The organism is Leptospira yanagawae serovar Saopaulo str. Sao Paulo = ATCC 700523, from assembly GCF_000332475.2.
Classification (GTDB): domain Bacteria; phylum Spirochaetota; class Leptospiria; order Leptospirales; family Leptospiraceae; genus Leptospira_A; species Leptospira_A yanagawae.
Genome location: NZ_AOGX02000032.1, coordinates 43142 through 68049, shown reverse-complemented (window position 1 = coordinate 68049; position 24908 = coordinate 43142). Strand labels below are relative to the sequence as shown.

The following is a 24908-nucleotide window of genomic DNA, read 5'->3' as shown; positions in this document are numbered from 1 at the left end:
CATTAAGGAGTTTGTTATGTTAAAAAAGAAAAAGACATCTGTCTTTCTCTCCGCTTTGGTATTGTTCTCTGCAGGATTTGTAAACTGCGCACAAGAACTACCACTCAAAGAACTCGCTCTAGCGAAATCCCAAGTGGAACGAGCCGAAAGACTTTCTGCGGAAGAATATGCCCCTGAAGAATTCAGTGAAGCTAAAAAAAGTTTAGTTTCTGCCAATGAATTTGCAGCAGAAGAAAAAGCATCTGATTCGAAAAAGAGTGCAGACTATGCGATTTCAAAAGCATACGATGCCTTAGAGAAAACCTTGCCAAAGTTAGCAGCTAAATCTCGTGAAGAAGCTGTGGCAGCAATTGATGCGGCAGACGAAGCATACGCTTCAGAATACACTCCAGAACAATACAAAAAAGCAGTTGCTGCAAGAGATGCCGGGGAAACAAAATTAGCCCAAGCAGATGCAAGCCTTGCTTCCTACCTCCGCGAAGATAAAGATGAAACAGCAAAAGAAGTAAAACGCACTGTTGCTTTACAAGAATACGAAGATGCTCATAACCAATTCCAAGAAGCATCTAAAATTAGCTCAGAAGCTAAAAAAGTAGCACTTGAAAAATCTGGTGGAGCACTTGTGAAATCTGCTGATGAAGTGGATGCCTTACTTGATAAAGCAGCATCTTATTCAAAAGCTGGTAATCCTGCCATCGATGAAGAAAAAGCTAGGATCGCTTCTGCAAGAGAAGACATCCAAGCCGGAAAACTAAAGTCTGCCGACGAAAAAATCAAAGCAGCCCGATTGGCTTCTGCTACTCTCTTACAAGACTCCATCAAAGACCATGCAAAAAATCGCAATGCACAAGCAAAGGAAGTGGTTGAAGATGCAAATCTTCGGTTTGGCGAACTAAATGCAGAAACTTATCTTAAGTCCAATGCAAAAGAATCATATGCAAGCACACAAGAAAACTTAGGTGCCTCAAATGAATCTTTACAAGCTTCTGGAAACCTTTTAGAACAAGATAAATTTGAAGATTCCATTGCTCAATCTGAAGAAGCGATTCGATTGGCTGAGATCTCCATTGACCAAATTGAAACTCTCAAAGGGAAAACGAATGTTGCGAAAAAAGATCGCACTGCTGTAGATACCGATTCTGATAAAACAAAGGATGCAAAAGACTCAAACCAAACATCCTCTGCACAAGTGGAAGAGTTGTCCGGTGGTTGGAAACGATACACGGTAGAAAAATCAAATCCTGCAGATTGCCTATGGAGAATTGCAGATCGTGAAGATATCTATAGCGATGCAAAACTTTGGCCACGTATTTTTGAAGCGAACCGTAAAACCATTCGCAACAAAAACTTAATTTATCCAAAACAAAAATTGAACATCCCACCAAAAACGGGAAAAATCGGAAAAGCACCTAAGGAATAAACAAGACTTAGGTGAATTGAAAAAAGCTGTCGTAAGGACAGCTTTTTTTTTGTCTAAACCATAGGACCTATATGAACCGAGGATACACAACTCCCGTTACCAAAATTACAGAAACAGACTTTGAACCGCTGGTCCAGTTGGCTTTGGACGAAGATTTGCCTGCGGGTGATATCACAACTGATACTTTGTTTACCCAAGATGATACCTGCACCGCTGTATTGCTCGCAAAAGAAGAAGGCATCCTTTGTGGACTTTCTGTTATCCCTTGCCTCATAGAGAAAACCAATGCTTCCCTTACTTGGTCGAATGCATTAGAAGATGGAGCGATCCTTTCGAAAGGAACGGTGATTGGAGAATTCAAAGGATCTCTGGTAAGTCTTTTGAAGATGGAACGAATTGTACTCAATTTCATCCAATACCTTTCTGGAATCGCTACAAATGCAAACCGAGTGGCAAAAGAATACCCAAACCTCCTCATCCTTGATACAAGAAAAACGCTTCCAGGTTACCGAAAACTGGCAAAGTATGCAGTGTACACAGGTGGTGGTGCCAACCACAGGTTGAACTTATCAGAGATGGCGATGTTAAAGGATAACCATGTTGCAAAAGCTGGTTCCATTCAGTCTGCCGTTCAAACTGTAAGGGATAAAAATCCAGGAAAACAAATAGAGTTGGAAATTGACGGCATCTCACAGTTGAGCGATGCAATTGCTGCAAGTCCAGATATCATCTTACTCGATAATTTTTCCGATTCTGATACCGAAAAAGCAATTCAGTTACTAAAAGAAAAAGCACCTAAGATTCGGATTGAATGTTCTGGAGGGATCACACCCGATAAATTAAAATTTTTGTCAAAATTTGATGGAATCGGTGTGAGTATGGGGTATTTGACTCACACAGTTAAATTTTTGGATATAAGTTTGGATATCAAATAATGGGACTTTACCAAGATATCAAAGACAAACAGGAGTTATTTGATGCCGTCCAAAAAAGACTTGGTCCAGAGAAAGCACAACTCGTCGAAAAAGCCTATCATATAGCCGACAAAATGCATGAAGGCCAAAAACGTCTTTCTGGAGAACCCTATATCATCCATCCCATGAATGTTGCTTCTGTTTTGGATGACTTAGGATTAGATGAACGTGCGATCGCAGCAGGATTGTTACACGATGTTGTGGAAGATACAAGTTATTCAAAAGAAGATATGGCACGTGAATTTGGGGAAGATATCGCGGCACTTGTGGAAGGTGTAACCAAAATTTCCGAAATCAAATCCCAATCAAAAGAAACAGAAGCCGCAGAAAACATTCGTAAAATGTTGTTAGCCACCATCAAAGATGTGCGAGTTATGCTCATCAAACTTGCTGACAAAACCCATAATGTTAGGACATTAAAATTCCAACCGGAAGAAAAACAAAAACGGATCGCAAAGGAAGTATTGTCGTTATATGCCCCTATTGCAGGTCGACTTGGGGTATATAAAGTAAAATTTGAATTGGAAGATTTGGCGTTCCAATCGTTACACCCAGAAGAATATCAGGAAATTAAAAAAAGAGTTTCTGCAAAAAAATCAGAACGAGACGAATACATCGAAAAAATAAAAATCATTCTCAAGCAACGGTTAGCTGAGATCAATATTGATGCCAGAATTGATGGAAGGGCAAAACATTTTTATTCGATTTATCGTAAGATGGTTACGAAGGAAAAGTCATTTTCTGAAATTTTTGACTTACGTGCAGTGCGTATTATTGCAAATGAAATCAAGGATTGTTATGGAGTACTAGGAATCGTCCATACTCTTTGGACTCCGATTCCTGGTAGATTTAAAGACTACATTGCCACACCTAAAACCAATTTGTATCAGTCACTTCACACCACTGTGTTTGGACCTGATGGTCGACCCATGGAAGTACAAATTCGTACAAAAGAAATGAATGCCATTGCGGAGAATGGTGTGGCTGCTCACTGGGCTTACAAAGAGTCCACCAACTTAACAAGGTCCTCAGTCATTTTACAAAACGGAGTAGAGAATGCCTTCCGTATGAAATGGCTAGAGATTCTAAAATCTTGGCAAGATCCAAGTCTTGACTCAAAAGAGTTTATGGAGGAATTACAGTATGACCTCCATGAAGATGAAGTATTTGTATTCACACCAAAAGGTGAAATCATCGAAATGCCAAAAGGGGCAACTGTATTAGATTACGCGTTTCGTATCCATACGGATGTGGGCCTTCATGCACGCGGTGGAAAAGTGAATGGTCGAATGGTGACACTTCGTACGGAGTTAAAATCTGGTGACCAAGTGGAAATCATCACCGAAAAAAATTCCAAACCATCTCCTATTTGGTTAAGGATCGTCAAAACTTCAGGCGCCAGACAGAAGTTACGTGCTTACTTTCGTAAACTGCAAGAAGACTCCCAAAAAGAGACAATTGGATCTGTTTTGGAAGCTTCGAATCCAACCTTTGATGAAAATACCATCAAAGAAATCAAAAAAGTTAAAATCAAAAAACCAACCAAACCAAACCCGAACCAAGAAGAAACCAAAGAATTTGGAATTTCCGTGGCTGGTTGGAATGATGTACCGGTAAGAGTTGCTTCTTGTTGTACTCCAATCCCCGGAGATGAAATCATTGGTTTTATCACAAGAGGCAGAGGGGTGAGTGTTCACAAAAAAGACTGCACCACAGCCACAAAACAATTGGAATGGATGAAAACCATTCCAGTGCGTTGGGAAGGACCTGGGGAACCGATTCCCATTCAAATTGAAGTCAGAGCAAAAGACGTCCAAGGCATCTATTTATCGATGGTGGAATCGATTTCCAGTACAGAAACCAATATTTTGGAAGCTGGAGCTTCTTCCCATCCGAATGGAACACTTACCGCCAAATTTATGTTAGAAGTTGATCATTTGGACCAACTAAAGGAAATTTTGGAAAATTTACGAATGATCCAAGGTGTTGTGTTTGCAGAGAGGGTCAAAAAGTAAACCACTGCAATTCGTTTGGATTTAGAAGGTAATACATACCATCTTCTTTTTTTTCTTGGGAAAAAACATTCCCTGAGACAATATCTTTTAGTTCCTTTTGGTAAATGATTTCGTTTTGGTAGGGAATCCATCCAGAACAAATGTGATCATTCGGATTCCAAATGAAGAGTTCTCTTTGGTTTTCAGAAATGAGTAATCGGCAAAAAATGGATTGGTTATTGAATTCCGAATAAGGGACGTCAATGTAATCCATTTCTTTACTCCTCTTTTGGATCACAGAAAGTGCTCGTTCGTAATAAGAATATGTATCAAAGTGGATGGGTTCTTCATCAGTTCGGATCATTTGTACGGGAATTTTTTTGGAAAGACCCAGTTCTTGTCCGTCGTAGAATAAAATCGTGTTTGGGTAAGCCGAAAGTAAACTGAAATAAGTTTTTCCTCTATCACCAAAACAATGTTTGGCTCTCTCTTCATCATGGTTTTCTAAAAATCGGATTTGGCCTAGATTCGATTGCTTTTGTAATCGGTCCATTGCTCCTCCTAGATTTTGATGTAAAAAAAAATCATATAATTGTTTATCGTAAGTCGCATCAAATCCAAGGGCTAGAAGTCTGGATTCCAACCCCCAATACACTTCTGCATAAAATTTGAAATGAGGGAATTCCTCTTTGATGGTTCTAATTACTTTTTCCCAACGAAACACCGATCGTCTGCCATGTGTCATTTCAAAAACATCAGGTAAAGGTAACATTGCCATATCGCAACGCACACCATCACATTGTTTGGCAATATCTAGTAGAATATTCATTTGTAAATCTTCCACTTCAGGATTAGAAAAATCCCATTGGATGGTATCCGTCCAACCATCGAAGTAAGGATCTTTTCCATAAAAATACCGATTTCCATTGGGATGAACAAAGGTATTTTTAATCTCCAAGGTATCATTTGCCAAAAGGAAAGAGTTTGGGTTTGAGGAAACCATTGGCGAATCAATCGCCATATGATTTGGGACAAAGTCCAATATTAGTTTTTTATTTTTGGACTGGAACCATTCATATATTTCTGTTAGGTTATCTTTTTCGGTTATGATTGGGTCTGGTTTGTATTCGTAGATGGCATAGGGCGAGCCATACACATCTCCTGGTTCGATTTTCGATTTAACGGATTCGTAACCCGGTCGTAATGTGGGCATGGTCTCTGCAATTTTCTTGGAACTGGGACTATTTTTCCAAATTCCCATAAGCCAAATTTCATCAGCCCAACCAAAAGGAGTTTTTTCTTGCATTTCGTTTAAGAGGTTATGAAGCGGTTTCCCTTTTTTTCCACAAAAAAGCCTTGAGCCTATCTCGTACAAATGGATTTGATGGAAGGGATGTTTCATAAATTTGTTCAATACCATATGGTTCGTTCACAAGTAATCAAGTTTGTTTTGGTTGGAATCACCTTTCTTCTCCCGATTCTCCTATTCCAAAATTGTTCTGAAGAAGATACAAAGGATACCACGAATCGAGTGGTAGATGTAAAATGGGAAGGCGATCTGAATTCCATTCCCAAAGTTTTACAGTTCAAAAACCCAGTGGCAGACCCAAAGGCAAAAAAGGGGGGAAGGATTCGCATTTATTCCCACCAGTTTCCGAAGTCCCTCAATTATTACCTAGACCAGTTCACCACTACGGCTCGGATTTTCACAAGTTTATATGAGCCTCTCACAGCATACCATCCGCTCACATTGGAAACAATCCCTCACTTGGCTAGAGAATGGAAAATTTCCCCAGACAAAAAAAAATTCACTTTTTATTTGGATCCTAATGCTCGCTGGTCAGATGGAAAACCCATCACTGCTGACGATGTGATATTTACCTATGACACCATCATGAATCCAAAAAATGGAACTGCAGTATTTCGAATTTCCTTATCTCGATTTTTAAAGCCAGTCAAACTCGATGACCTTACAGTTGTCTTTGAAGCAAAAGAAGTGCATTGGAATAACTTCAATGACATCGCATCTTCAATCTTTATTTTGCCAAAACATCATTTTGAAGGAAAAGACTTTAACAAAGAAAATATGGAGTTCCCTATTGTATCGGGACCCTATAAAATTACAGAAGTTAAAAAAAATCGTTACATCAAATTAGAGCGTAGGGGTGATTGGTGGCAAAGGGCTTATCCTTTTAACGAAGGAAGGAACAATTTTGATCAAATTGTTTACAAAGTTTATAATGAAGAAGCAGTCGCCTTACAAGCATTCAAGAAAGGTGATATCGATATATACCCTGTGTATTCCGCTTTTGTTTGGGTGGAAGAGGCCAAAGGGGAAGCTTTTGATAAAAATTGGATCGCCAAACAAAGAATCTTTAATCTAAAACCGATCGGATTCCAAGGTTGGGCGATGAACTCGAGACGACCGATTTTTTCTGACAAACGAGTGAGGGAAGCCATGAACTTACTTGTAGATCGGAAATTGATGATCGACAAACTCGCATATGGTGAATATGATCCAACAAATAGTTATTATCCTGATTTTTATTTAGGTGGTGAACCAAATCCAAATATTCCCACTAAATTTGATTTGGAACGAGCAAGAAAATTATTGGCAGAAGCTGGTTGGAAACCTAATGCAGAAGGTATTTTGGAAAAAGATGGAAAACCATTCCAATTTTCAATTTTAGACCGAGATAAAAAAACAGAAAAGTATTTTACCGTTTTCCTTGAGAAAGCAAAAGAAGTAGGGATTCGTGCATCTATCGATACACTTGATTTAGCTGCATGGAGTGAACGTGTAGATAAATATGATTTTGATATGACTTGGGCAGCGTGGGGTTCAGGTATCTTTAAAGACCCTGAGTCACAATGGTTGTCAAAATATGCCGATGAAGCAGGCCAACCCAATTTACCTGGACTAAAAATTCCAGAGGTTGACAAACTCATTGAAAAACAAAAAACAGAATTTTCTGTTGCGAAACGAAATGAAATCTTAAAACAAATTGATCGCATCGTTTATAAAGAATACCCATACGTATTACTTTGGCATTTACCTAGCACGAGACTTTTATACTGGCAAAAGTATGGAATGCCGAAGTTGCCTTTAGGAAAGTATGGGGATGAAAGTTTTTCTTCTGATTATTGGTGGTATGATGAAGAGAAAGACAAAAAACTTTCCGAGTCTGTATCCAAAAAGGACACGTTTTTAAATTACGAAGCCATCGTTCGATGGAAATAAATTGATCTAGTGTCGGAAAAACAAGGTCCAATCAAAGGGATCAAAGATAAGATCTCACAATTATGGAACCAATATCCAAATTGGGGAAAAATTCCCCAATTTTTGGAACTATTGGAAAAGGGTCTCGACAAAGAGCTGTTTGTTGACCCAAATAAAAAACAAGAACCGATTCCACTGGAAGATTTACCAGTGGACGAAGTCCTTAGAAAGTCTGGATTCATTCGAAACTTATACGAAAGTTTGTTTCCTGTTTCCCATGTCTTTCGGATGACTTACCGTTACAACCGAGAATTTTTAGATAATTTTATGCCTCTTTCAACAGATGGATACATCGGTCGAGGTTCCTATAAATTTGTTTACAAACTTCCATGGAACCAAGTGGTAAAAATTGGAAAATCAAAATTACCTTCCGATGTGATATTTGGATCTTTATTCAAAGAAGTGGGTCGTGATTTATCACGGTTTTTAAAACCAGAAGAAATTGAACTAAGAGATTTTTTAAAAACACAAACCTTTAGAGATTCCAAAAAAGATGAAATTGATTTTAAATTCAAACGATTGGGTTTAGAACGATTGCATTATTGGAAATTGAAATCACTGATTCCTGATTTGGTTGTACCCACTCGATTTTTTATGGGAATGCGAGTACGTAAAAATCCTTTTGGTATACCCAATATCACTCTCACTCCTTGTGACCAACAGCCTTTACTTGCGGGAAAACATTTAAAAGAGTTTACAATTCGAAATGAAAAACTAGATCAAAACCCAATTTTAGATAAATTATTTCCTAAATGGAAGTTGAATTTTGATTCTCACCGATTTGGCGTGATTTCCAAATCAAAACTCAAAAAAATTGCTGTGGATTTTAATCGTGTGATTGAAGTCACAAAATACTTAGCAGAAGAAGAAAAATTAATTTTTGATATCCACGCAGAAAACATCATCATCACGCTCCCTGACTTTGAATTAAAAATATTCGATTTTCACGTGTTCGATGATTATTTGTATGAACCGTCTTTGGAAAACCCAACACCTGAAATGGATCACATCAAAATCATTGAAGAATTTATAAAGTCTTTTGAATTGGACTGAAAAGATTATGTTGGATATAAAACGAAATTTTGTATCATTTTATGTTTTGTCGATATTCTTTATTGTTTATGCTTTTTATCAGGCATTTAGTTTACGATGGATATGTGATGATGCCTATATTAGTTTTGTGTATGCAAAAAATTTTTGGGAAGGACACGGACTCGTTTTTAATATTGAGGAAAGAGTAGAAGGTTATACGAATTTCCTTTGGACAATTTATTTATCCTTTGGATATTTACTAGGAATTTTGCCTCAAACTCTTTCTGTATACACAGGATTGTTTTTTTACATTATATTACTTTGTTTGTTTTTTTATGAAGAGAACAAGCGAACCTTGGGGAATTTTTATCCATTGTACCTCGTCCATTTATCAATGTTTTACCACTTGTTTGTGTTTGCTAGTTCTGGTTTAGAAACATCAATATTTACTTTTTTTGTAAGTTTTGGATTTCTTCTATGGGAAAAAAGAAATCAATCCGCATTTATAAGTTTCCTATTGGCAAGCTTGATACGCCCGGAAGGAGCATTGTTTTTATTTTTTATCTGTCTGGATTGGATTCGAACGAAGCGATTTAGAATTCCAATTTTATATGGTTTTTTATTTTTAAGTTTTCTTGTTTTTCGTTATTTATATTACCAAGATTTTTTTCCGAATACTTTTTATGCAAAAGGCAATAAAGGTAGTTACCTTTCCCAAGGGATTTATTACTTTTTGTATTTGATTCGATCCTATCCTTTGTATCTTTTTGTAATTTTACTTTCTGGAATTCAGATCTACCGGTCCTATACAAATGAAAAAGAAAATCGAATTCTCCTTCTCACTTTGTTACTCTACATTCTCTATGTTTTGTATGTAGGTGGGGATTTTATGGGGAATCGATTTTGGATTCCTATCCTTCCGTATGTTTCCTTTTTAGCTTTCAAACAATTACAAGTTTGGTCCTTGGAATCACAAATTGGATCCAATCACCAGAAGTTCGTATATAGGTTTTATTCTAAAAATGCGATTTTATTTTCTCTTATATTTATATTGTCCTCTGCGATTTATATGGATCCATTAAAATCCACTGAAGGTCGTATTGCCGATTGGCATGGCATTGTAGAGGAACGAGTCTTTTATGAAAATCATTTAATGGATGTAAGTGGGTATGATACCGGGGCATTAGAGGGCTTACGAGTTGCGTTTTTCGGAGCGCAAGCCCATTTTATTTATTATTTAAATCCAAGTTTTGCTTTTGAGGCAGAATCTGGGTTAACTGATAAAACATTTGCTAGAAAACCAATACTGGTCCGAGGTAGGATTGGCCATGAAGCAAAACTTACCTATGAAGATTTGTCATCACGAAATATTGATTTGGTTTTAGACAACCGATTCCCAGAGTTGGAGCTTCCGTTTATCACATATACATGGCGTAAGATTCCCATTCGGTTTTATATTTGGAATTACGAACCTTTAAAACTCAATCGATTATGCGAGAGGAAAGATTGGAATTGTGAAGAGTTAAAGTTTAGGTTCCAAAAGGAAAACTTGGACCTAAACTCAGAGAAGTTTTTTGGGAAGACTCGTTCCTTATGAAAAAAGAAATCCCACTCACGTATGGAAAAATTACCTTTGGTACTTTGGCTAAACTTGAATCTGCCAAGTATTGGAACGAACCAAATCACTTTCCAAAATCTCCTAGTGAATGGCACACATTCACTAAAAACGTAATATTAAGTATAAATCGTTTTAATGGTTACGATGTGTTTTGTTTAAACCAAGTCCATGGTGATGCCATTGAAAAAGTGGATGGATTTTCAAATGGATCGGATTCCTTTGAGCCAAAAGAAGGTGATGGCCTTTGGAGTGTGCACAAAAACAAAATCTTAGTAGTTAGGACGGCAGATTGTGTCCCAGTTTTTCTTTATTCCACAAAACGGCCGTTTGTTTCCATTCTTCATTCCGGATGGAAAGGTACGATGTTAGGAATCACAGAAAAGATGATAAAGGAGTTACTAAACAAAGGATTCCAATTGGATGAATTGGTTTTAGAACTTGGTCCCTATATCCAAAAGCAAAATTATGAAGTGGGCGAAGATGTAGCCAATATTTTCGAAGAACTAGGTAAGGAAGTGTGTTTACCGAAAGGGAAAGGTAAATTTCTTTTGGATGTCGGCATTGCGATAGAAAAGAGGGTCAAACGTATGTTTGGTGACAACATTCAGATCGTTAACGAACAGATAGAAGTTTTCCAAAGCCCTCAATTCTTTAGCCACAGAGCCAAAGAAGAGGGGAGGAATTTAAATTTTATACTTTGGGAATCTTGATGAGAGTTTCTTTGATTTTTTCTAAGATTTTTTCCCGTTTGATCGGTTTTACGATATAATCCATCGCACCATTCTCTAACAAGGCTTTGATGACGGAAGGTGTATTTTCTTCTGAGATAAAAAGAATCCTTGGTAAAACCCCCATCTCTTTCATATCCCAAAACGCAGCAAACCCATCCACTTCTGGTAAAAAGATTTCGATGGTGACAAGGTCAATTTGTTGGCGATTTTCCTTGTACATCTTTAGGAGTTCTTTCCCAGTTTCGGCAATCCCTATGATTTTGAATCCTTCTGATTCCAAAATCTGTTGGAGTTGTTTGGACTGGAATTTGGAATTCTCAGCAATGAGAATCTGGTATGGTCTGCCTGTGGGTCCTATGCCTGCTTGCATGATGTTCTACGTACCTTATCCAAGTGCCTTTTCGATTTCAATCCCAATTTCTTTCGTTCCAAGGACGGTTGTGCCTTCTTCCGCAATATCACGGGTTCTCAGTCCTTTTTTCAAAACACTTCGGATCGCATTTTCGATGGCAACTGCCTCTGTTTCCATTCCAAATGAGTAACGTAACATCAGGGCTCCCGAGAGAATTTGGGCAATTGGGTTTGCAATTCCTTTTCCAGCAATGTCAGGTGCAGACCCACCGGACGGTTCATACAAACCAAATCCAGATTCTGATAAGGAGGCAGAAGGTAACATTCCAATCGAACCAGTGATGATGGAAGCTTCATCGGAAAGGATATCTCCAAACATATTTTCACAAAGCATCACATCAAATTGTTTTGGTTTCACGATGAGTTGCATTGCAGCATTGTCTACATACAAATGTTCCAATACACAATCAGAGTATTCTTTTTTATGAAGTTCCACAACCACTTCGCGCCACAAAACGGAAGTTGTTAAAACATTTGCTTTATCGATACTTGTGACTTTTTTATTCCGTTTTTTAGCCGCTTCAAATGCAGTACGTGCGATTCTTTCAATTTCCCTTCTGGAATAACGCATTGTGTCATAAGCAAATTCTTCGGCTCCACTGCCTTCTCGGCCTTTTGGTTTTCCAAAATATATACCAGATGTTAACTCACGTAAAATTAAGATATCAAGTCCATCACCAATAATGTCTCCTCGGATGGGACTTGCTTTTTTGAGTTCAGGGTAAATGATTGCGGGGCGAAGGTTTGCAAACAAATCAAAATGTTTGCGAAGAGGGAGTAGGGCACCTCTTTCCGGTTGTCTATCTGGAGGTAGGCCTTCCCATTTAGGTCCACCCACAGAACCAAAAAAGATGGCACTTGCTGATTCACAAAGTTGTAAGGTTTCGTCCGGGAGTGGGAATCCTGTGGCGTCGATCGCTGCACCCCCAACTAATGCGTGTTCAAAGCTAAATTCACTTGCTTTATTGCCTAATGCTTTCCCTACTACTTGTAGGGCAACTTCCATTACTTCTGGGCCGATACCATCACCGGCAAGTACTGCTACCTTTTTCATTTCATTTCCTTTAAAACTGATTCTAAAATATCCAATCCTTCTGTTGCTTTTTCAATGCTAAGAATGAGTGGAGGGATAATACGGATCACTTTGCCTGCGGTGCTATTCACTACCAAACCACGTTTCAAACACTCTTCCACTACTGGTCTTGATTCTGAATAGAGTTCCACACCGATGTGAAGGCCACGTCCACGTACTTCTTTGATTTTGCCAGTGGACTCCATGATTTGTTTGAGGCGGAGAAACATTTGTTCTGAAATTGTTGATACATGGTCTAGGATATTACGAGAAAGTAAAATTTTAAATGTTTCATATGCTGCCACACAAGCCAAATGGTTTCCACCAAAAGTGGAACCATGCATACCTTTTTCCAAAACAGTTTCATACTCTTTGGAGACTACAAGTGCCCCCATTGGAAATCCAGAGCCAAGTGCTTTTGCCAATGTAAATGCATCAGGGTACATCCCATAATGTTCAAAACAAAACATCTTTCCTGTTCTTCCCATTCCTGTTTGGATCTCATCAAACACCAAAAGGGAATTGGTTTCTTCTGTGAGTTTGCGAGCTAAGTTCACAAAGGATTGCGAAAGGGGAATCACACCACCTTCTCCGATAATGAGTTCCATAATGATCCCCGCAACGGAACCACCGTACTGTTCAAAGGCTTGGATCAGGGAATCTTCGTTATTGGCTTCCACAAAATGGATGTCAGCTGCTAGTTCGCCAAATCCGTTACGCACCGATTCATTTCCTGTCATGGACATTGCAGATAAAGTCCTTCCATGAAAACTTGATTGCAGTGCTAAAATAACTGGATGATCGATGTTTTGGTTGATTCCATGTCGGCGCATCAATTTGAAAGCAGCTTCATTGGCTTCAGTTCCAGAGTTACATAAAAACACTTTTCCTGGAATACTGTTTTCAATGATGACTTCTGCGAGTTTCGCTTGTTCTTCTGAGTAATACAAGTTAGAAGAATGGAGGATTTTATCCATTTGATTCCGCAAGGCTTCGATGAGATCTGCTTCCCCATGGCCTAAGTTGGATACAGCAATCCCTGCTAGAAAATCAATATAACCTTTGTTATCTTGGTCAAAGATCATTTCACCAACTCCATATTGGAAGGCAACAGGGTACCGATTGTATGTATTCAAAAGGTATTTGTCAGAAAGTGATTTGATACTTTCAAATTTAGTTTTAGTTTCGGAACTCATAGTAGGCCTGCCAGTTGTAAAAAGTCTTTTTCTGCGAGGGAAATTTCATTTCCAAGAGTTTCCCAAAAACTTGGGATCTCCGATGTTTTTTTTGGTTTTTTTAGAGAAGCAAAAGAGGAATACACTTTCACTTTGGGTTCCGTTCCTGAAGGACGGATGGTTAGTTTTGCATTTCCCTCAAGTTCCACTTGGATGACGTTGGATTTTGGCATCCCTTTGAAGACAGAAGGTTTTCCTTTTCCAGAAGCGATTTGCGTTTCGTAGTCGAAAACACTGACAACCTTCCTTCCACCAATCACTTTACCAATGAGGTTTTCTTTTCGTAAGCTCTCAATGGATTCTTTGATTTTGATTTGGCCAGTACTACCTTCTAAGGTCAATGAATACAAACTTTCCCGGTAAAGTCCATACTTCAGATAAATTTCATTTAAATAACTGAGTAGGTCACCTTTTTCGGCAAGGATTTCCACAAAAAGAAGGGCACTCGAAAGTGAATCTTTATCACGCACAAAGGGAACTGGTAAATATCCATAAGATTCTTCACCACCAAACAGAAATAAGTTGTTTTTCTTAGATTCAATTTCTTTCATCTCTTCAGCAATGTATTTGAATCCAGTCAGAACGTTTTTAATTTTGATTCCATTTTTTTTGGCGATGGCTTCTTGTAAGTCAGTTGTCACAATGGTTTTGACCAAGTGATATACCTTCCCTTTTTCTTTTTTCTTTTCAGAAAGGTATGCCGCCATAATGGAACCAATTTGATTCCCATTTAAATACTCATATTCTCCATCAGGTTTACGAACTCCGACTCCTAACCGATCAGCATCAGGATCTGTTGCGATAAATACTTCAGCTTTTTTCTTTTTCGCATGAAACTCACATAAGGCGAGTGCTTCCTTTTCTTCAGGGTTTGGATATTTGACAGTTGGGAATTCACCATCTGGTTTTTTTTGTTCAGGGACCAAAAAAACAGATTTGTATCCAAAAAAAGATAACATCTCTTTCATGTATTCGCCGCCAGTCCCGTGTAACGGAGAATATACGATCTTTAAATTGTTTCTTGTTTTTGGTTTGGCGTTTGATTGGATTTTTGCTTTTTTTAAATCTTTAAGATAACTTTTGAAACAATCTGTACCGACTGATTTCACAAATTTTTTATAGACCTTATCTGATTTGGAAATCATAGGAATGGAGTTCCAGTCTTCGATCCCACTGATCCGATTTATGATGAGAGCATCATCTGGTGGCACAAGTTGCCCTCCGTCGGCAAGGTAGGCTTTGAATCCATTGTATTCGGGAGGGTTGTGGGATGCAGTAATGACAATTCCTCCACTTGCCTGAAAGTAACGAATGGCGTATGAAAGAAGGGGAGTTGGAGTAACCTTAGGAAATACATATACCTTTACCCCAAGTGTTGCACCAATGCCTGCAGAGAGTTCTGCAAACTCTTTGGACAACCTTCTTGAGTCATACGCGATGACAATGGATGGATTTTCTTTTGTATCTCTTAGATAACTTAAAAAACCAAGTGCCGCCCGGCCTACAGTGTAGAGGTTCATTTTGCCAATACCATTGCCAATTTTCCCTCGGATTCCACCTGTCCCGAAACTGAGAGGGTGTGCGTATGAATCAACGAGTTCCGAGCTGATTCCCTTTTGCCAATCTTCGTATGCCTTTTTGGCCTCTGATTGGATTTCTGTAGAAAAAGGTGATTTCGTCCAAGATAGGATATTGTCTTCTGGTTTCAACATAGCTTACATACTAATCTTTTGAAGCTAAGTTGAATGGAAATCAATTTTGGAACCGAGAGAATTTTTCATAGAAGACCGACTAGAACGATACCGTTTGCATGCTTTTTGTAATATGGGTGAAAGTGGACTTTCCCATTTTACCATGGAGGAGATGTTAACACTCGCAAACCTCACATGGAAAGATCTTTCCCCAATTCCCATGTATGACGCACCAAACCAAGGTTCCTTCGAACTCCGTTGTTCCATTGCAAATCTTTATCCTGGTGTTTCGCCAGAAGAGGTACTAGTCACAACAGGAACAGGAGAGGCATTGTTCCTTGCCTTCCATCTCCTGGTCAAACCAAAGACGAAACTGGCTCTCATTTGGCCGGCCTTCCAGGCTTTGTATGAAATTCCAAAGATGTTAGGAGGAGAGGTCATTCAAGTACCTTACGAAAACGCATTTTTGGCCAATACATGGGAAAAAGTCCACGCGGACCTCTATGTGATCAACCACCCTCACAATCCAACTGGACAAACACATTCACTTGCAGAATGGGACAAACTTCTCACGTTCTTTCGATCACAAAAGAAAACCATCCTATTTGACGAACACTATCGATTTTTACCAAAAGGCGGAGGTTTGGGACGAACCGGTGTGTGTCCAGAGGATCGGTTTTATGGAACAGGTTCTTTTACCAAATGTTTTGGTGTAACAGGGCTTAGGGTAGGTTGGCTTATCGCTGACAAAGATTTTATACGAAGGGCACGTTCGTTTAAGGATTATCTGACCCATACGGTAAATCCAATCTCCGAACGGATTGCACAAGGACTCCTTTCACAAAAAGAACGATTCCTTCCCGAAATCCAAAAAAGGGTACAAAACAATATCGATACATTTACCTCCGTTTGGCAAACGTTACCAATGAGCCTATCCTTTACCCCTCCTGAAGGTGGGCTTGTGGGTTGGTTACAACTGAAACCTGGGATTCGTTCTGAAGGCTATGCTGATAGACTCTATCAAAGAACTGGCGTTTTTGTTTTGCCAGGGTCCAATTTTGAAATGGAAGGATTTTTACGCATTGGATTTGGTGCGAAAGAAGATGTGTTTTTGAAAGGTCTAAAGCGGTGGATCGAATGTACGGATCTCATTTAAAAAAAAGCCTACAACTCTTTCCTGGAATTGGAGAGAAAAAAGAAAAACAATTGTTAGGTGTTGGTGTGTATGATTGGCAGACACTCATCCAATACCAAAAGAAAGCGAATGATCCACTTTTGCCAAATGTATCAATTTTGGAAGAAAGGTGGGAAGAATTAGAACGAGAATTCCAAGAAGCCAATTTTTCTTTTTTCACAAAAGAACTTCCTAGTTTAGAATATTGGAGGCTTTGGCAACATTTCCCCGAACGATTTTGTTTTTTAGACATTGAGACAACAGGCATTTCTGAATCCTCGGTCACAACAGTTGTGAGTTTGTTTCAGGATGAAACCATTCGAACTTTTGAACGTGGGAAAGACTTGGAGTTTTTATTTGATGTGATTGAACCAGAAGACATAATTGTCACCTACAATGGTAGACGATTTGATATTCCTTTTTTAGAAAGAGAATTCCATTACCGTGTGAAAAACCCACAACTCGATCTTATGAACCTCTTACATTCCATTGGCATCAAAGGGGGACTCAAAAAATCAGAAATCCAACTTGGCCTTGTGCGCCCGGAAGCCATTGCAGGAATGGATGGCAGAGAAGCTCCCCTTTTATGGTTTGAATACCAAAGGACAAATAATATAGAGGCCTTGGAAAAATTAATAGCGTATAACAGAGAAGATACGAAGAATCTTAAAATTGTTTTGGAGAAAACAATCGGTTTATTAACGGAAAACCTTTTGTTTTAGTGAGGACCATACATATACTCTCTGAGGATATGCATCTCCGCTTGTGTTTTGCTGAGTTTTGTTTTGACAGCATCACCGATGGAGATGAGTCCAATGATTTTATCACCATCAAGAACCGGCATATGGCGGAAACGTTTTGTGATCATATTGTTTAAGATATCATCCACGTCCTCATCAGGTCCAGCAACTGTGAGTTGGGTTGTCATCACATCCTTTAATTTGATTTTATCCAAATTGGCGTGGTCTTTGGCTACCACACGCATCAAATCTCTCTCTGTAAAAATCCCAACAAGTTTTCCTTGGAAGGTGACGATGAGGGATCCCACTTTGGCACCTACCATCATCTGAGTGGCTTCCAATACATTTCTATCTTCTTCGATGGAAAGAACGGAGGAGGCTTTGTCTTTGAGGATATCTTTTACGGACATGACACCATTGGTGTACCGGAATTCGTTTGAGATAGCAAGAAATTTTTAAAAGGAAAGGGAAAACGGGTTTTTGGAGCGTATCGGGATCGAACCGATGACCTTCTGAATGCAAATCAGATGCTCTCCCAGCTGAGCTAACGCCCCGTTTCTTTTATGGGCCTGACAAGACTTGAACTTGTGACCCCTCGCTTATCAAGCGAGTGCTCTAACCAACTGAGCTACAGGCCCGGGATACGAACAGTATTTTTCGAGAGGGGTCTATGGGCAATCTTTTTTTAGGATAATTTTGCAAACGAAAAGAGAAAATTCAAACAATGATGGAGAGGATAAGGTCATCTAACAAAAGTAATGCTTCCTTTTTCCATTGGAAAATTCCATTGGAAATGGAACAAAGCCCACGTTTTTCCCACAAATGGATGGTTTCGATGTATTTGGCCTGTGAAGATTTGTCCAAATACATTTCGATAAACTCTAAATACCGAAAAGGCGAAAATAACCGAAACAGTGTGAGAGCCAGCTCTGAATTGGGAGTCACTGGTTCATACTGATTTGTTGGTGTTTTTTTTTGGTAAAGACTCGCATTCCTTGGGTTCCCATAACGATGTCCTTCAATCATTCCATGTGCCCCTGGTCCTATTCCAAGATAGGGTTCATAGGTCCAATACTTAAGATTGTGTTTGGATTCAAAACCTGGTTTTGCATAGTTAGAGACTTCATACCAACGATAACCGTGTTTTTCCATTAACTCCGGTAAGGCGGTTAATATTTCAGATTGGATGTTCTCTTCGGGTTCCGTTTTTTTATGATCTTTTACATCTCTCGAATACTGCGTACCTTTTTCCAAGGTGAGGGAATACAAACTTAAGTGGGGAAGTCCAGCCTCTAAGAAGTAAGATAGGTCGGAATAAAAATCAGATGTTTGTAAACCCGGGATTCCATACATCAAATCAATCCCCACTCTTTGGATCGGTGAGTGGGTGAGCGTTTGCAAAAGTGAGTCATATTTTTCTTTGTCGTAATGGCGGCCTAGGTAGGCCAATCCTTTGGGGTTACGAGTTTGTACACCTACATTCACACGGTTGATGCCAATTTTTGCATATTCTTCTAATAATTGTGGGCTTAGGTCTTCTGGATTCACTTCAATGGAAATTTCCAGGTCCCTTGCAACATTGAATTCGGACCTAAGGAATTCTAATAAATGATACCAATTCTTTGTTTTTGCTTTCGAAGGAGTGCCTCCACCAAAAAAAACGGTATCAATGGTCCGATGTTTCAAGTTGGGAAAATGAGATACCCTTTCCGATACTTCCTTTTGGTAGGATTTAAATAGCGACAATTCGTCGTTAGCTGGACCTGCTCCTATCCCTTCTGAATAAAAATCACAATAATCACATTTTTTAAAACAATAGGGAAAGTGTACGTAAACTCCAAAAAAGGAATTTCGGACTTGCCAGACTGTTTCTTCAGTGGACTCTTTCATGTGATGAAGGTTTTGATTTGTTTCCTTTTCCTATTGGGAGGTCTGTCTAATACGATCCTTTCCCAGACTCTCGTGGAACCAAACCAAAACTTTCAATGGGAATCTTTTTCTTTCCGATTCCCAGAACCTGTTGTCGTCAAAGAAGAATCCACAACCCAAAAAAAACTCAACGTGTATCCTGCAAAACGGGATGGATTTTTTATGGTCGTAAGGATACTTCCCTGGAGTGAACCGGTAACGGAAAAAAATCTTTGGTCACAATCGGTATTCCAAAAACCAATCAATCCAAAACAAACCGAAAAGATTGTTTTAGGCAAAACATTCCAAGTGTATGAGGCAGACCAAATTCGGAACCAAAATGCTCTAAGAAACCAAGTATGGGTGCATATGGACAAAAAACCCTACCTTTGGATTTGGCTACAATGGAAATCGGATCGGAAGGATTTGACAGATTTTTTTGAATCCAACCTGTTTCTTTCGCTTTAATGACCAGTCACTTGTTTTGTGCTTGTCTCTACTTATTTCCTCGAAAGATTGGAAGTCAGTGGGGCCTATAGCTCAGTTGGTTAGAGCAGCAGACTCATAATCTGCGGGTCGAAGGTTCGAGCCCTTCTGGGCCCACAAAACAGGAAAGGAAACGATATTGTATGGAGTTTTATGAAGTAAAAATTTCTGATATCAGCCTGACCAATGTTGGTTTTGCCGTTTTCTTACGCCCAAAAGATTCGGAGGACAAACGTGTTGTTCCCATCTTTATTGGACCACTTGAAACCCATTCCATCACCACTGTCATTGATGGCACAAAACCTCCGCGTCCCATGACACATGACCTCATGTTGTATATGTTAACTTCACTTGGGGCAACTGTTCTAAAGATCACGATCGAAGAAATCATTGATAGTACGTTTTATGCTAAAATCCAACTTAAGAAGGATGAAGAAATCATCACTTTGGATGCAAGGCCTTCTGATTCCATCGCACTTGCACTCCGTGCTAATGCTCCTATTTTTATCGCAAAATCAGTGTTAGATGAAACTGGAATCATCATGAAAGAAGATGAAATCCAAGGGGAAAACATCTCTTCTGAGAAAAAAATCCAAGCATTACCAAAATCAAATTTGCAAATCTTAGAAGAAACATTGGAAAATGCTCTCAAAACGGAAGATTACGAAACCGCTGCGAAGATCCGCGACCAAATCAAGAAACTCATCGAAAACAGTTAGTCCAAAACGGGGGTCTTTCCCTTAATTGACTATGTCTCATAGAAATTGTTCGGTCTTACATTTTTTTATTGTAATCCCCAATTCTTTTTCTTACACTTAGAATCCAAAATCTAGGGTAAATCCCTTCGATAGGAATGTTGTATGGAAAAATTGGTTATGGATGTCGTAAATGCTGGAATCGCTTTGTTACGTTCTGGTGAAGAAAAATTTAAGTCAGCAGTTGTAGATTTAGAAAAAGTATACAATGAGTTAAAGTCAAAAGGGGAATTGGATAAGTCGGCGGAAACACAAAAAATCCGTGACCTCTTGAGTAAAACAATCGCTGATGCTCAAAGTGCGATTGGTAAAACTAACGCTAGTTATGATGAAGTTTTGGCAAAATTACAATCAAACTACCAATCCATTTACCAACAAATTGACACAGCAATTCCTCCACAAGTGAAAGAGAAATTGAAACAAACGTTAGATGAGTTAAAAGCACTCATCGACAAAGCAAAATCTAAGTAACGATACAAAAGATTTTGTAGAAAATCACCACAAGCCACAGAGTTTTCTGTGGCTTTTTTTATTTGTTCCCAGAGATTTGTTCTGATGAGTCAGTCTCCTAAAAAAATCCAATTCATTTTATTTTTGATCGTATTTACGGATATGATGGGATTTTCCCTTTTATTTCCCCTTTTTCCAAAAACCTTGGAGTTTTTTTTAGCAAAAGGAGACGATGTTTTTTTTCGATTGTTTTACTCATTCGCAAAAGAGTTATCTTTTGGTGGTGAAGAGAAATACACCTTTGTATTGTTTGGTGGTATTTTAGGTAGTATTTATAGTTTATTACAATTTTTAGCGGCACCAGTTTGGGGTAGGTTGTCTGACCTTTCCGGTAGACGATCCATTTTACTATTTACCACACTCGGTAACACCATTGGGTATCTGCTCTGGTTATTTTCTTCACAGTTTTGGATGTTTGTGTTAAGCCGCGTTATCACCGGGATGATGGGTGGGAATTTATCCGTAGCATCAGCGGCCATGGCAGACCAAACGGATGAAAAGTCGAGAGCTGCGGGTATGGGACTTTTAGGAGCTGGCATTGGTTTAGGATTTGTGATGGGGCCACTGCTCGGTGGGATTAGTTCCCAATGGACGTTTTTAGATTCTTATTTTTTGTCTGGTGAGTTTGTTATTTTTCCTGCTTCTGCTTTTTTTGCCATTTTGGTTTCTCTTGTTTCCATGGTGCTTGTGTATTTGTTTTTACCTTCCACAAAACCCCAAACCATACCTGATAAAGAAATCCATCCGTTTTTATCCTTAAAGAAAATTGAATCTAGGAACTTGGTTCGCATCTCTTTACTCAATCTATTGTTTGTTCTTAGTTTTTCCGGATTTGAATTTGTGGTGAATTTTTTCCTTTCGGATACATTTTCATTTTCACCGAAACAAATTGGATTTACGTTTTTATACATTGGGATCATCATCATACTGGTGCAAGGTGGGGTGGTAAGGCGATTGTCAGGAAAGATATCGGAAAAGAAAATTTCTCTTTATGGAGGAATGATTGTTATACTTGGTATGGCTTTACTCACTCTCTTTGGATCAGAGATGACCGGCCTCTTCGTTTCATTATTCTTTTTGGCTTTTGGAAGTGCTTTAGTGAATCCTGGTTTGTCTTCTTTTGCATCACTCGAAAGTGGAAAAGGAGACCTAGGGAGGTCCCTTGGTCTCTTTCGTAGTTTTGGGTCACTGGGAAGGGCAGTGTCTCCAATCGCCTTTTCCTTGTTATACTTTCAAAAAGGACCTAGTTTCGCATTTTTCGTATCACTCGTTCTACTCATTGTCTTTACTATTTTATTAGGAAAACAACAAGAGAAAACAACTTAAAGAAAGGATTCCAATTTTGCCCGAAGCATTGGAAACATAAGTTTTTCGTCTAATTTGTCTCCGGTAAGAGAGGTACGAAGTAAAAAACTATCTCGGATTTTTCCATCAAAACTATTGGCGGTGAAGCTGATGATATCGATCCCTAAATGGTACAATGCTTCCGTAATTTGGAACAAAATTCCCGGGGTATCCTTCATTCGTAAATCCATCACAGTAAAATCAGAAGAGATTGGGTTGTACAATTTGAGTGAGGCTTCGGAATCTCCAATCTTACGAACTAGAATTTCTTCTTTTGCATTTTCTCTAAGGTACATCGCAACTGATTTCCCTTCATAAAAAAGTGAGTAAAGGTCGGTTCTGATTTGGGAAAGAAGACTTTCCGTCATTTCCTTTCCATCCCAACTTTGGATCACAAAGAGATCCTGGACATGCCCATCACTGGCAGTCTCTGCCACTGCCTCTAAAATATCCCACCTGTGGTGGAATAAGACAGAGGTGACCCGGTAAAGGATACCCAAATCATCTTGGGAAAGTGAAATTTTGAGCAGGGTGGTGTCTTTTCTCGGGACACAAGAGATATGTAGGATGGGTTTTTTGACTTCTTGTATGACTTGTGCCATTGGAATCTCCTAAAACATTTGCAATTTGCTTAGAACCTAAACATAAGGTGTTAGGAAAATCCCACACTGGTTCTAAAATGATCCTACCCAGTAAATTGCAAAAAGAGTGCCAAAGGAAAGGCTAAAAGGCAAATTTTGCGCCAACCATCACGGATTGTACATTCTGCGCTACAATTGCTTCGACGGTTAGTTTGGTGACGAGAGCATTGATTTCCAAACCCGCAATGAGAAAGTTTGTTGTGTTAGGTGCTTGAGCCTTTCCGCTAACATCCATGGTTAAAGTTCCCGTTCTTGTTTGGCCTATTGCAGAAGCAGGGATGAGTGCTGCGACCTCGGCAGAAAGAGAGGAAGAAATGGCATTTGAATCCAAGGCCAGAACGAGGGGGCCAGAACGAGAAAGGTTCAGTGAAGAACTTCCAAAGTTCATAGAAGTTCCTCCTCCGGCAAATAAGGTAAAAAAGTAAAAGAATCGAAATCCTGTACGAAGGTCAATGGGGACACTTGTGACCGTATTGGAATAGTTAAATGTAGTGGCACCACCCCAAGTCCCTACTGCTGGCCCAAGCGTTAGTGATTGTGATTTATTATCGTTGTAGGTAACATCAATGAGTTGGCGTTGGTAGTGCAATCCAAGACCCATAGAGATTCCGGTGAATTCAAATAGTCCAATTCCATCTGAATAGTTTTCAATCAAATGGTAACGAAGCGTAAATCCACCCGTTGTGATATCACCACCCAAATCTACGTTTTTGTTTTGGGCCTCAATTGCCTTTTGAACGTCCCCTTGGGCAAAGTTAAACTGGAATCCGTGTAAGTATAAATTGAATCGATGTAAAAATGTCCTAAGTTCTGGTTCCGTATCAGATGGACCACCACCCATAAGCCAACCTAAGTTGACCGCCACAATGAAGTTAGGTGCAACAGAAGCTCCCACATTGGGAAGTTTTTGAAAACTTAAATTTTGGTACACAACATTGATGTCTTCTTTTTGTTGGCCAGCAACTGCAACACCAAGACCTACCTGGAAACGATTGACAAGGCCAGGTCCCATCAGTGATGAATTGATGTTGGAAACAACGGCAGCTTCAGACATAGTCGTAAGTACCTTATCTGTGTATTGCAATTGTAAGGCTTGGTCTAAATTATTGATCTGGGATTGAATGGTCGTTGGTAAAATGGTACAAGCATCTCCAGAACAGGTGACTCCCGCCTGCATTTGACTTGGCGAAAGGAAAAAACAACCCAAAACAAAACTGATTGTGATAACTTGCGTTTTCATGAAGACCCTATCATACCAAATATCGGAGTTTGGTCTATGCTTTCTTAACAATTGAGGGAGCTAGAATTTCCTAGTTTACAACCAAAGAAATTTGTGCCAAATTCTCGGAATGCCACCAATCCAAGAAAAACGGAAATATGTCCGTGTCAAACCCCTAGAAAATGAACCAGTGGAGATCCATTTGATGGGAACTGCCCTTTTGGATGTTTTGCATGCAAGTGACATCAGTATGGGTGGGGTAGGGATCGTAGCTCCCAACCATTTTGACGAATGGGATATGAACGAAACTGTCGAAATCCTGGTCGCACTTCCAGGGGATTTGGCAGATTTTATGGCCAAAGGTGTGATCAAACAAATTGGGAAAAAATCCAAAGAATCTGGCATATACGGTGTTCAGTTTACAGCTATGGGTCCAAAAGGGAAACAAGATTTACAAGTGTATGTGAACCGGATGGTTCGACAAAATCGCGTTTTGAGTTAAATAAGGATAACACTGTTCTAAATTGAGAGAGATTACCCATTGGATGATTGTTTTATACGTAAAAAGAGAAAGTTTTGGATTTTGAAAATTCGTTTTTACTTATATTCTGAATTTCCAATTGTAATCTAGCATCATTTAATGTAAATTATATCCATCTTTAACAAACCAATC

23 protein-coding genes and 3 tRNA genes are annotated in these 24908 nt (G+C 39.1%); 15 read left to right on the top strand and 11 right to left on the bottom strand.

All coding sequences use genetic code 11. The features are described from left to right. Positions 1-16: 16 nt before the first annotated feature. The 3 genes from LEP1GSC202_RS15275 (at position 17) to LEP1GSC202_RS15265 (ending at position 4409) form a co-directional block, all read left to right on the top strand. Complete coding sequence (locus tag LEP1GSC202_RS15275; RefSeq protein ID WP_015678673.1) at positions 17-1420, top strand: lipoprotein LipL71; 1404 nt, start codon at positions 17-19, stop codon at positions 1418-1420. 71 nt (positions 1421-1491) lie between these two features. Further along, the gene (nadC, locus tag LEP1GSC202_RS15270) at positions 1492-2355 is read left to right on the top strand and encodes a carboxylating nicotinate-nucleotide diphosphorylase (RefSeq protein ID WP_015678592.1); all 864 of its coding nucleotides are present in this window, start codon (positions 1492-1494) and stop codon (positions 2353-2355) included. Continuing rightward, entirely contained in the window at positions 2355-4409 is a 2055-nt protein-coding gene (locus LEP1GSC202_RS15265) for a RelA/SpoT family protein (protein ID WP_015678702.1), read from the top strand. The genes nadC and LEP1GSC202_RS15265 overlap by 1 nt, the downstream gene beginning before the upstream one ends. Here the strand turns inward: LEP1GSC202_RS15265 and LEP1GSC202_RS15260 are convergent. Next, the gene (locus tag LEP1GSC202_RS15260) at positions 4399-5694 is read right to left on the bottom strand and encodes an alpha-amylase family protein (RefSeq protein WP_244147743.1); all 1296 of its coding nucleotides are present in this window, start codon (positions 5692-5694) and stop codon (positions 4399-4401) included. The genes LEP1GSC202_RS15265 and LEP1GSC202_RS15260 overlap by 11 nt on opposite strands. Before the next feature lie 87 nt (positions 5695-5781). Here LEP1GSC202_RS15260 and LEP1GSC202_RS15255 point away from each other — a divergent pair, with 87 nt between their 5' ends. Genes LEP1GSC202_RS15255 through LEP1GSC202_RS15240 form a run of 4 tightly spaced genes read left to right on the top strand, consistent with a single transcriptional unit; the run spans position 5782 to position 11028 of the window. Then, complete coding sequence (locus tag LEP1GSC202_RS15255) at positions 5782-7629, top strand: extracellular solute-binding protein (protein WP_015678662.1); 1848 nt, start codon at positions 5782-5784, stop codon at positions 7627-7629. A 30-nt stretch (positions 7630-7659) separates the two neighbouring features. Then, entirely contained in the window at positions 7660-8721 is a 1062-nt protein-coding gene (locus LEP1GSC202_RS15250) for a hypothetical protein (protein WP_244147748.1), read from the top strand. A 7-nt stretch (positions 8722-8728) separates the two neighbouring features. Then, positions 8729-10297, top strand: coding sequence for a hypothetical protein (locus tag LEP1GSC202_RS15245; protein ID WP_015678698.1), 1569 nt, complete (start codon positions 8729-8731; stop codon positions 10295-10297). Then, a complete protein-coding gene (locus LEP1GSC202_RS15240) occupies positions 10294-11028 on the top strand; it encodes a purine nucleoside phosphorylase YfiH/LACC1 family protein (protein ID WP_015678637.1) in 735 nt (244 codons plus the stop codon). Before LEP1GSC202_RS15245 ends, LEP1GSC202_RS15240 begins: the two co-directional genes overlap by 4 nt. Here LEP1GSC202_RS15240 and LEP1GSC202_RS15235 read toward each other — a convergent pair. Genes LEP1GSC202_RS15235 through LEP1GSC202_RS15220 form a run of 4 tightly spaced genes read right to left on the bottom strand, consistent with a single transcriptional unit; the run spans position 11009 to position 15479 of the window. After that, entirely contained in the window at positions 11009-11419 is a 411-nt protein-coding gene (locus LEP1GSC202_RS15235) for a response regulator (RefSeq protein ID WP_012389278.1), read from the bottom strand. The genes LEP1GSC202_RS15240 and LEP1GSC202_RS15235 overlap by 20 nt on opposite strands. Positions 11420-11434: 15 nt before the next feature. Continuing rightward, complete coding sequence (gene leuB, locus LEP1GSC202_RS15230) at positions 11435-12514, bottom strand: 3-isopropylmalate dehydrogenase (RefSeq protein WP_015678664.1); 1080 nt, start codon at positions 12512-12514, stop codon at positions 11435-11437. Next, on the bottom strand, positions 12511-13728 hold the full coding sequence (locus LEP1GSC202_RS15225; RefSeq protein ID WP_015678709.1) for an aspartate aminotransferase family protein: 1218 nt from the start codon (positions 13726-13728) through the stop codon (positions 12511-12513). The genes leuB and LEP1GSC202_RS15225 overlap by 4 nt, the downstream gene beginning before the upstream one ends. Next, positions 13725-15479 carry a phospho-sugar mutase gene (locus LEP1GSC202_RS15220; RefSeq protein ID WP_015678643.1) on the bottom strand — a complete coding sequence of 585 codons (1755 nt, stop codon included), beginning with the start codon at positions 15477-15479 and terminating at the stop codon, positions 13725-13727. The genes LEP1GSC202_RS15225 and LEP1GSC202_RS15220 overlap by 4 nt, the downstream gene beginning before the upstream one ends. A 46-nt stretch (positions 15480-15525) precedes the next feature. Between LEP1GSC202_RS15220 and LEP1GSC202_RS15215 the strand changes: the two genes are divergently transcribed. Both LEP1GSC202_RS15215 and LEP1GSC202_RS15210 read left to right on the top strand, forming a co-directional pair. Further along, positions 15526-16614, top strand: a complete 1089-nt coding sequence (locus LEP1GSC202_RS15215) for a pyridoxal phosphate-dependent aminotransferase (RefSeq protein ID WP_015678704.1) — start codon at positions 15526-15528, stop codon at positions 16612-16614. Then, on the top strand, positions 16596-17354 hold the full coding sequence (locus LEP1GSC202_RS15210; RefSeq protein WP_015678670.1) for a ribonuclease H-like domain-containing protein: 759 nt from the start codon (positions 16596-16598) through the stop codon (positions 17352-17354). The genes LEP1GSC202_RS15215 and LEP1GSC202_RS15210 overlap by 19 nt, the downstream gene beginning before the upstream one ends. On the opposite strand, the gene LEP1GSC202_RS15205 is transcribed toward LEP1GSC202_RS15210, so the two are convergent. The 4 genes from LEP1GSC202_RS15205 to hemW all read right to left on the bottom strand — a co-directional run bounded on the left by LEP1GSC202_RS15205 (position 17351) and on the right by hemW (position 19262). Then, the gene (locus LEP1GSC202_RS15205; protein ID WP_015678609.1) at positions 17351-17782 is read right to left on the bottom strand and encodes a CBS domain-containing protein; all 432 of its coding nucleotides are present in this window, start codon (positions 17780-17782) and stop codon (positions 17351-17353) included. The genes LEP1GSC202_RS15210 and LEP1GSC202_RS15205 overlap by 4 nt on opposite strands. Positions 17783-17853: 71 nt before the next feature. Next, positions 17854-17926: transfer RNA gene (locus LEP1GSC202_RS15200), tRNA-Ala, on the bottom strand. A 10-nt stretch (positions 17927-17936) separates the two neighbouring features. Next, a tRNA-Ile gene (locus LEP1GSC202_RS15195) sits at positions 17937-18010 on the bottom strand. A 79-nt stretch (positions 18011-18089) separates the two neighbouring features. After that, positions 18090-19262 carry a radical SAM family heme chaperone HemW gene (gene hemW, locus LEP1GSC202_RS15190; protein WP_015678693.1) on the bottom strand — a complete coding sequence of 391 codons (1173 nt, stop codon included), beginning with the start codon at positions 19260-19262 and terminating at the stop codon, positions 18090-18092. 3 nt (positions 19263-19265) lie between these two features. Here hemW and LEP1GSC202_RS15185 point away from each other — a divergent pair, with 3 nt between their 5' ends. The 5 genes from LEP1GSC202_RS15185 (at position 19266) to LEP1GSC202_RS15165 (ending at position 22357) form a co-directional block, all read left to right on the top strand. Next, on the top strand, positions 19266-19748 hold the full coding sequence (locus tag LEP1GSC202_RS15185; RefSeq protein ID WP_015678641.1) for a hypothetical protein: 483 nt from the start codon (positions 19266-19268) through the stop codon (positions 19746-19748). Positions 19749-19809: 61 nt separating this feature from the next. After that, a tRNA-Ile gene (locus LEP1GSC202_RS15180) sits at positions 19810-19883 on the top strand. A gap of 26 nt (positions 19884-19909) precedes the next feature. Beyond that, positions 19910-20485: a bifunctional nuclease family protein gene (locus LEP1GSC202_RS15175; protein WP_015678690.1), complete on the top strand. Its 576-nt coding sequence runs from the start codon at positions 19910-19912 to the stop codon at positions 20483-20485. A gap of 141 nt (positions 20486-20626) precedes the next feature. Continuing rightward, positions 20627-20992: a phasin-related domain-containing protein gene (locus LEP1GSC202_RS15170; protein WP_015678625.1), complete on the top strand. Its 366-nt coding sequence runs from the start codon at positions 20627-20629 to the stop codon at positions 20990-20992. A gap of 84 nt (positions 20993-21076) precedes the next feature. After that, positions 21077-22357: an MFS transporter gene (locus LEP1GSC202_RS15165; protein ID WP_015678721.1), complete on the top strand. Its 1281-nt coding sequence runs from the start codon at positions 21077-21079 to the stop codon at positions 22355-22357. On the opposite strand, the gene LEP1GSC202_RS15160 is transcribed toward LEP1GSC202_RS15165, so the two are convergent. Both LEP1GSC202_RS15160 and LEP1GSC202_RS15155 read right to left on the bottom strand, forming a co-directional pair. Beyond that, entirely contained in the window at positions 22354-22977 is a 624-nt protein-coding gene (locus LEP1GSC202_RS15160; protein ID WP_015678659.1) for a hypothetical protein, read from the bottom strand. The two genes, LEP1GSC202_RS15165 and LEP1GSC202_RS15160, sit on opposite strands and share 4 nt — an antisense overlap. A gap of 121 nt (positions 22978-23098) precedes the next feature. After that, positions 23099-24256: an Lsa36 family surface (lipo)protein gene (locus LEP1GSC202_RS15155; RefSeq protein WP_015678651.1), complete on the bottom strand. Its 1158-nt coding sequence runs from the start codon at positions 24254-24256 to the stop codon at positions 23099-23101. A gap of 109 nt (positions 24257-24365) precedes the next feature. Between LEP1GSC202_RS15155 and LEP1GSC202_RS15150 the strand changes: the two genes are divergently transcribed. Beyond that, entirely contained in the window at positions 24366-24737 is a 372-nt protein-coding gene (locus LEP1GSC202_RS15150) for a PilZ domain-containing protein (protein ID WP_015678720.1), read from the top strand. The last annotated feature ends 171 nt before the right edge of the window (positions 24738-24908 follow it).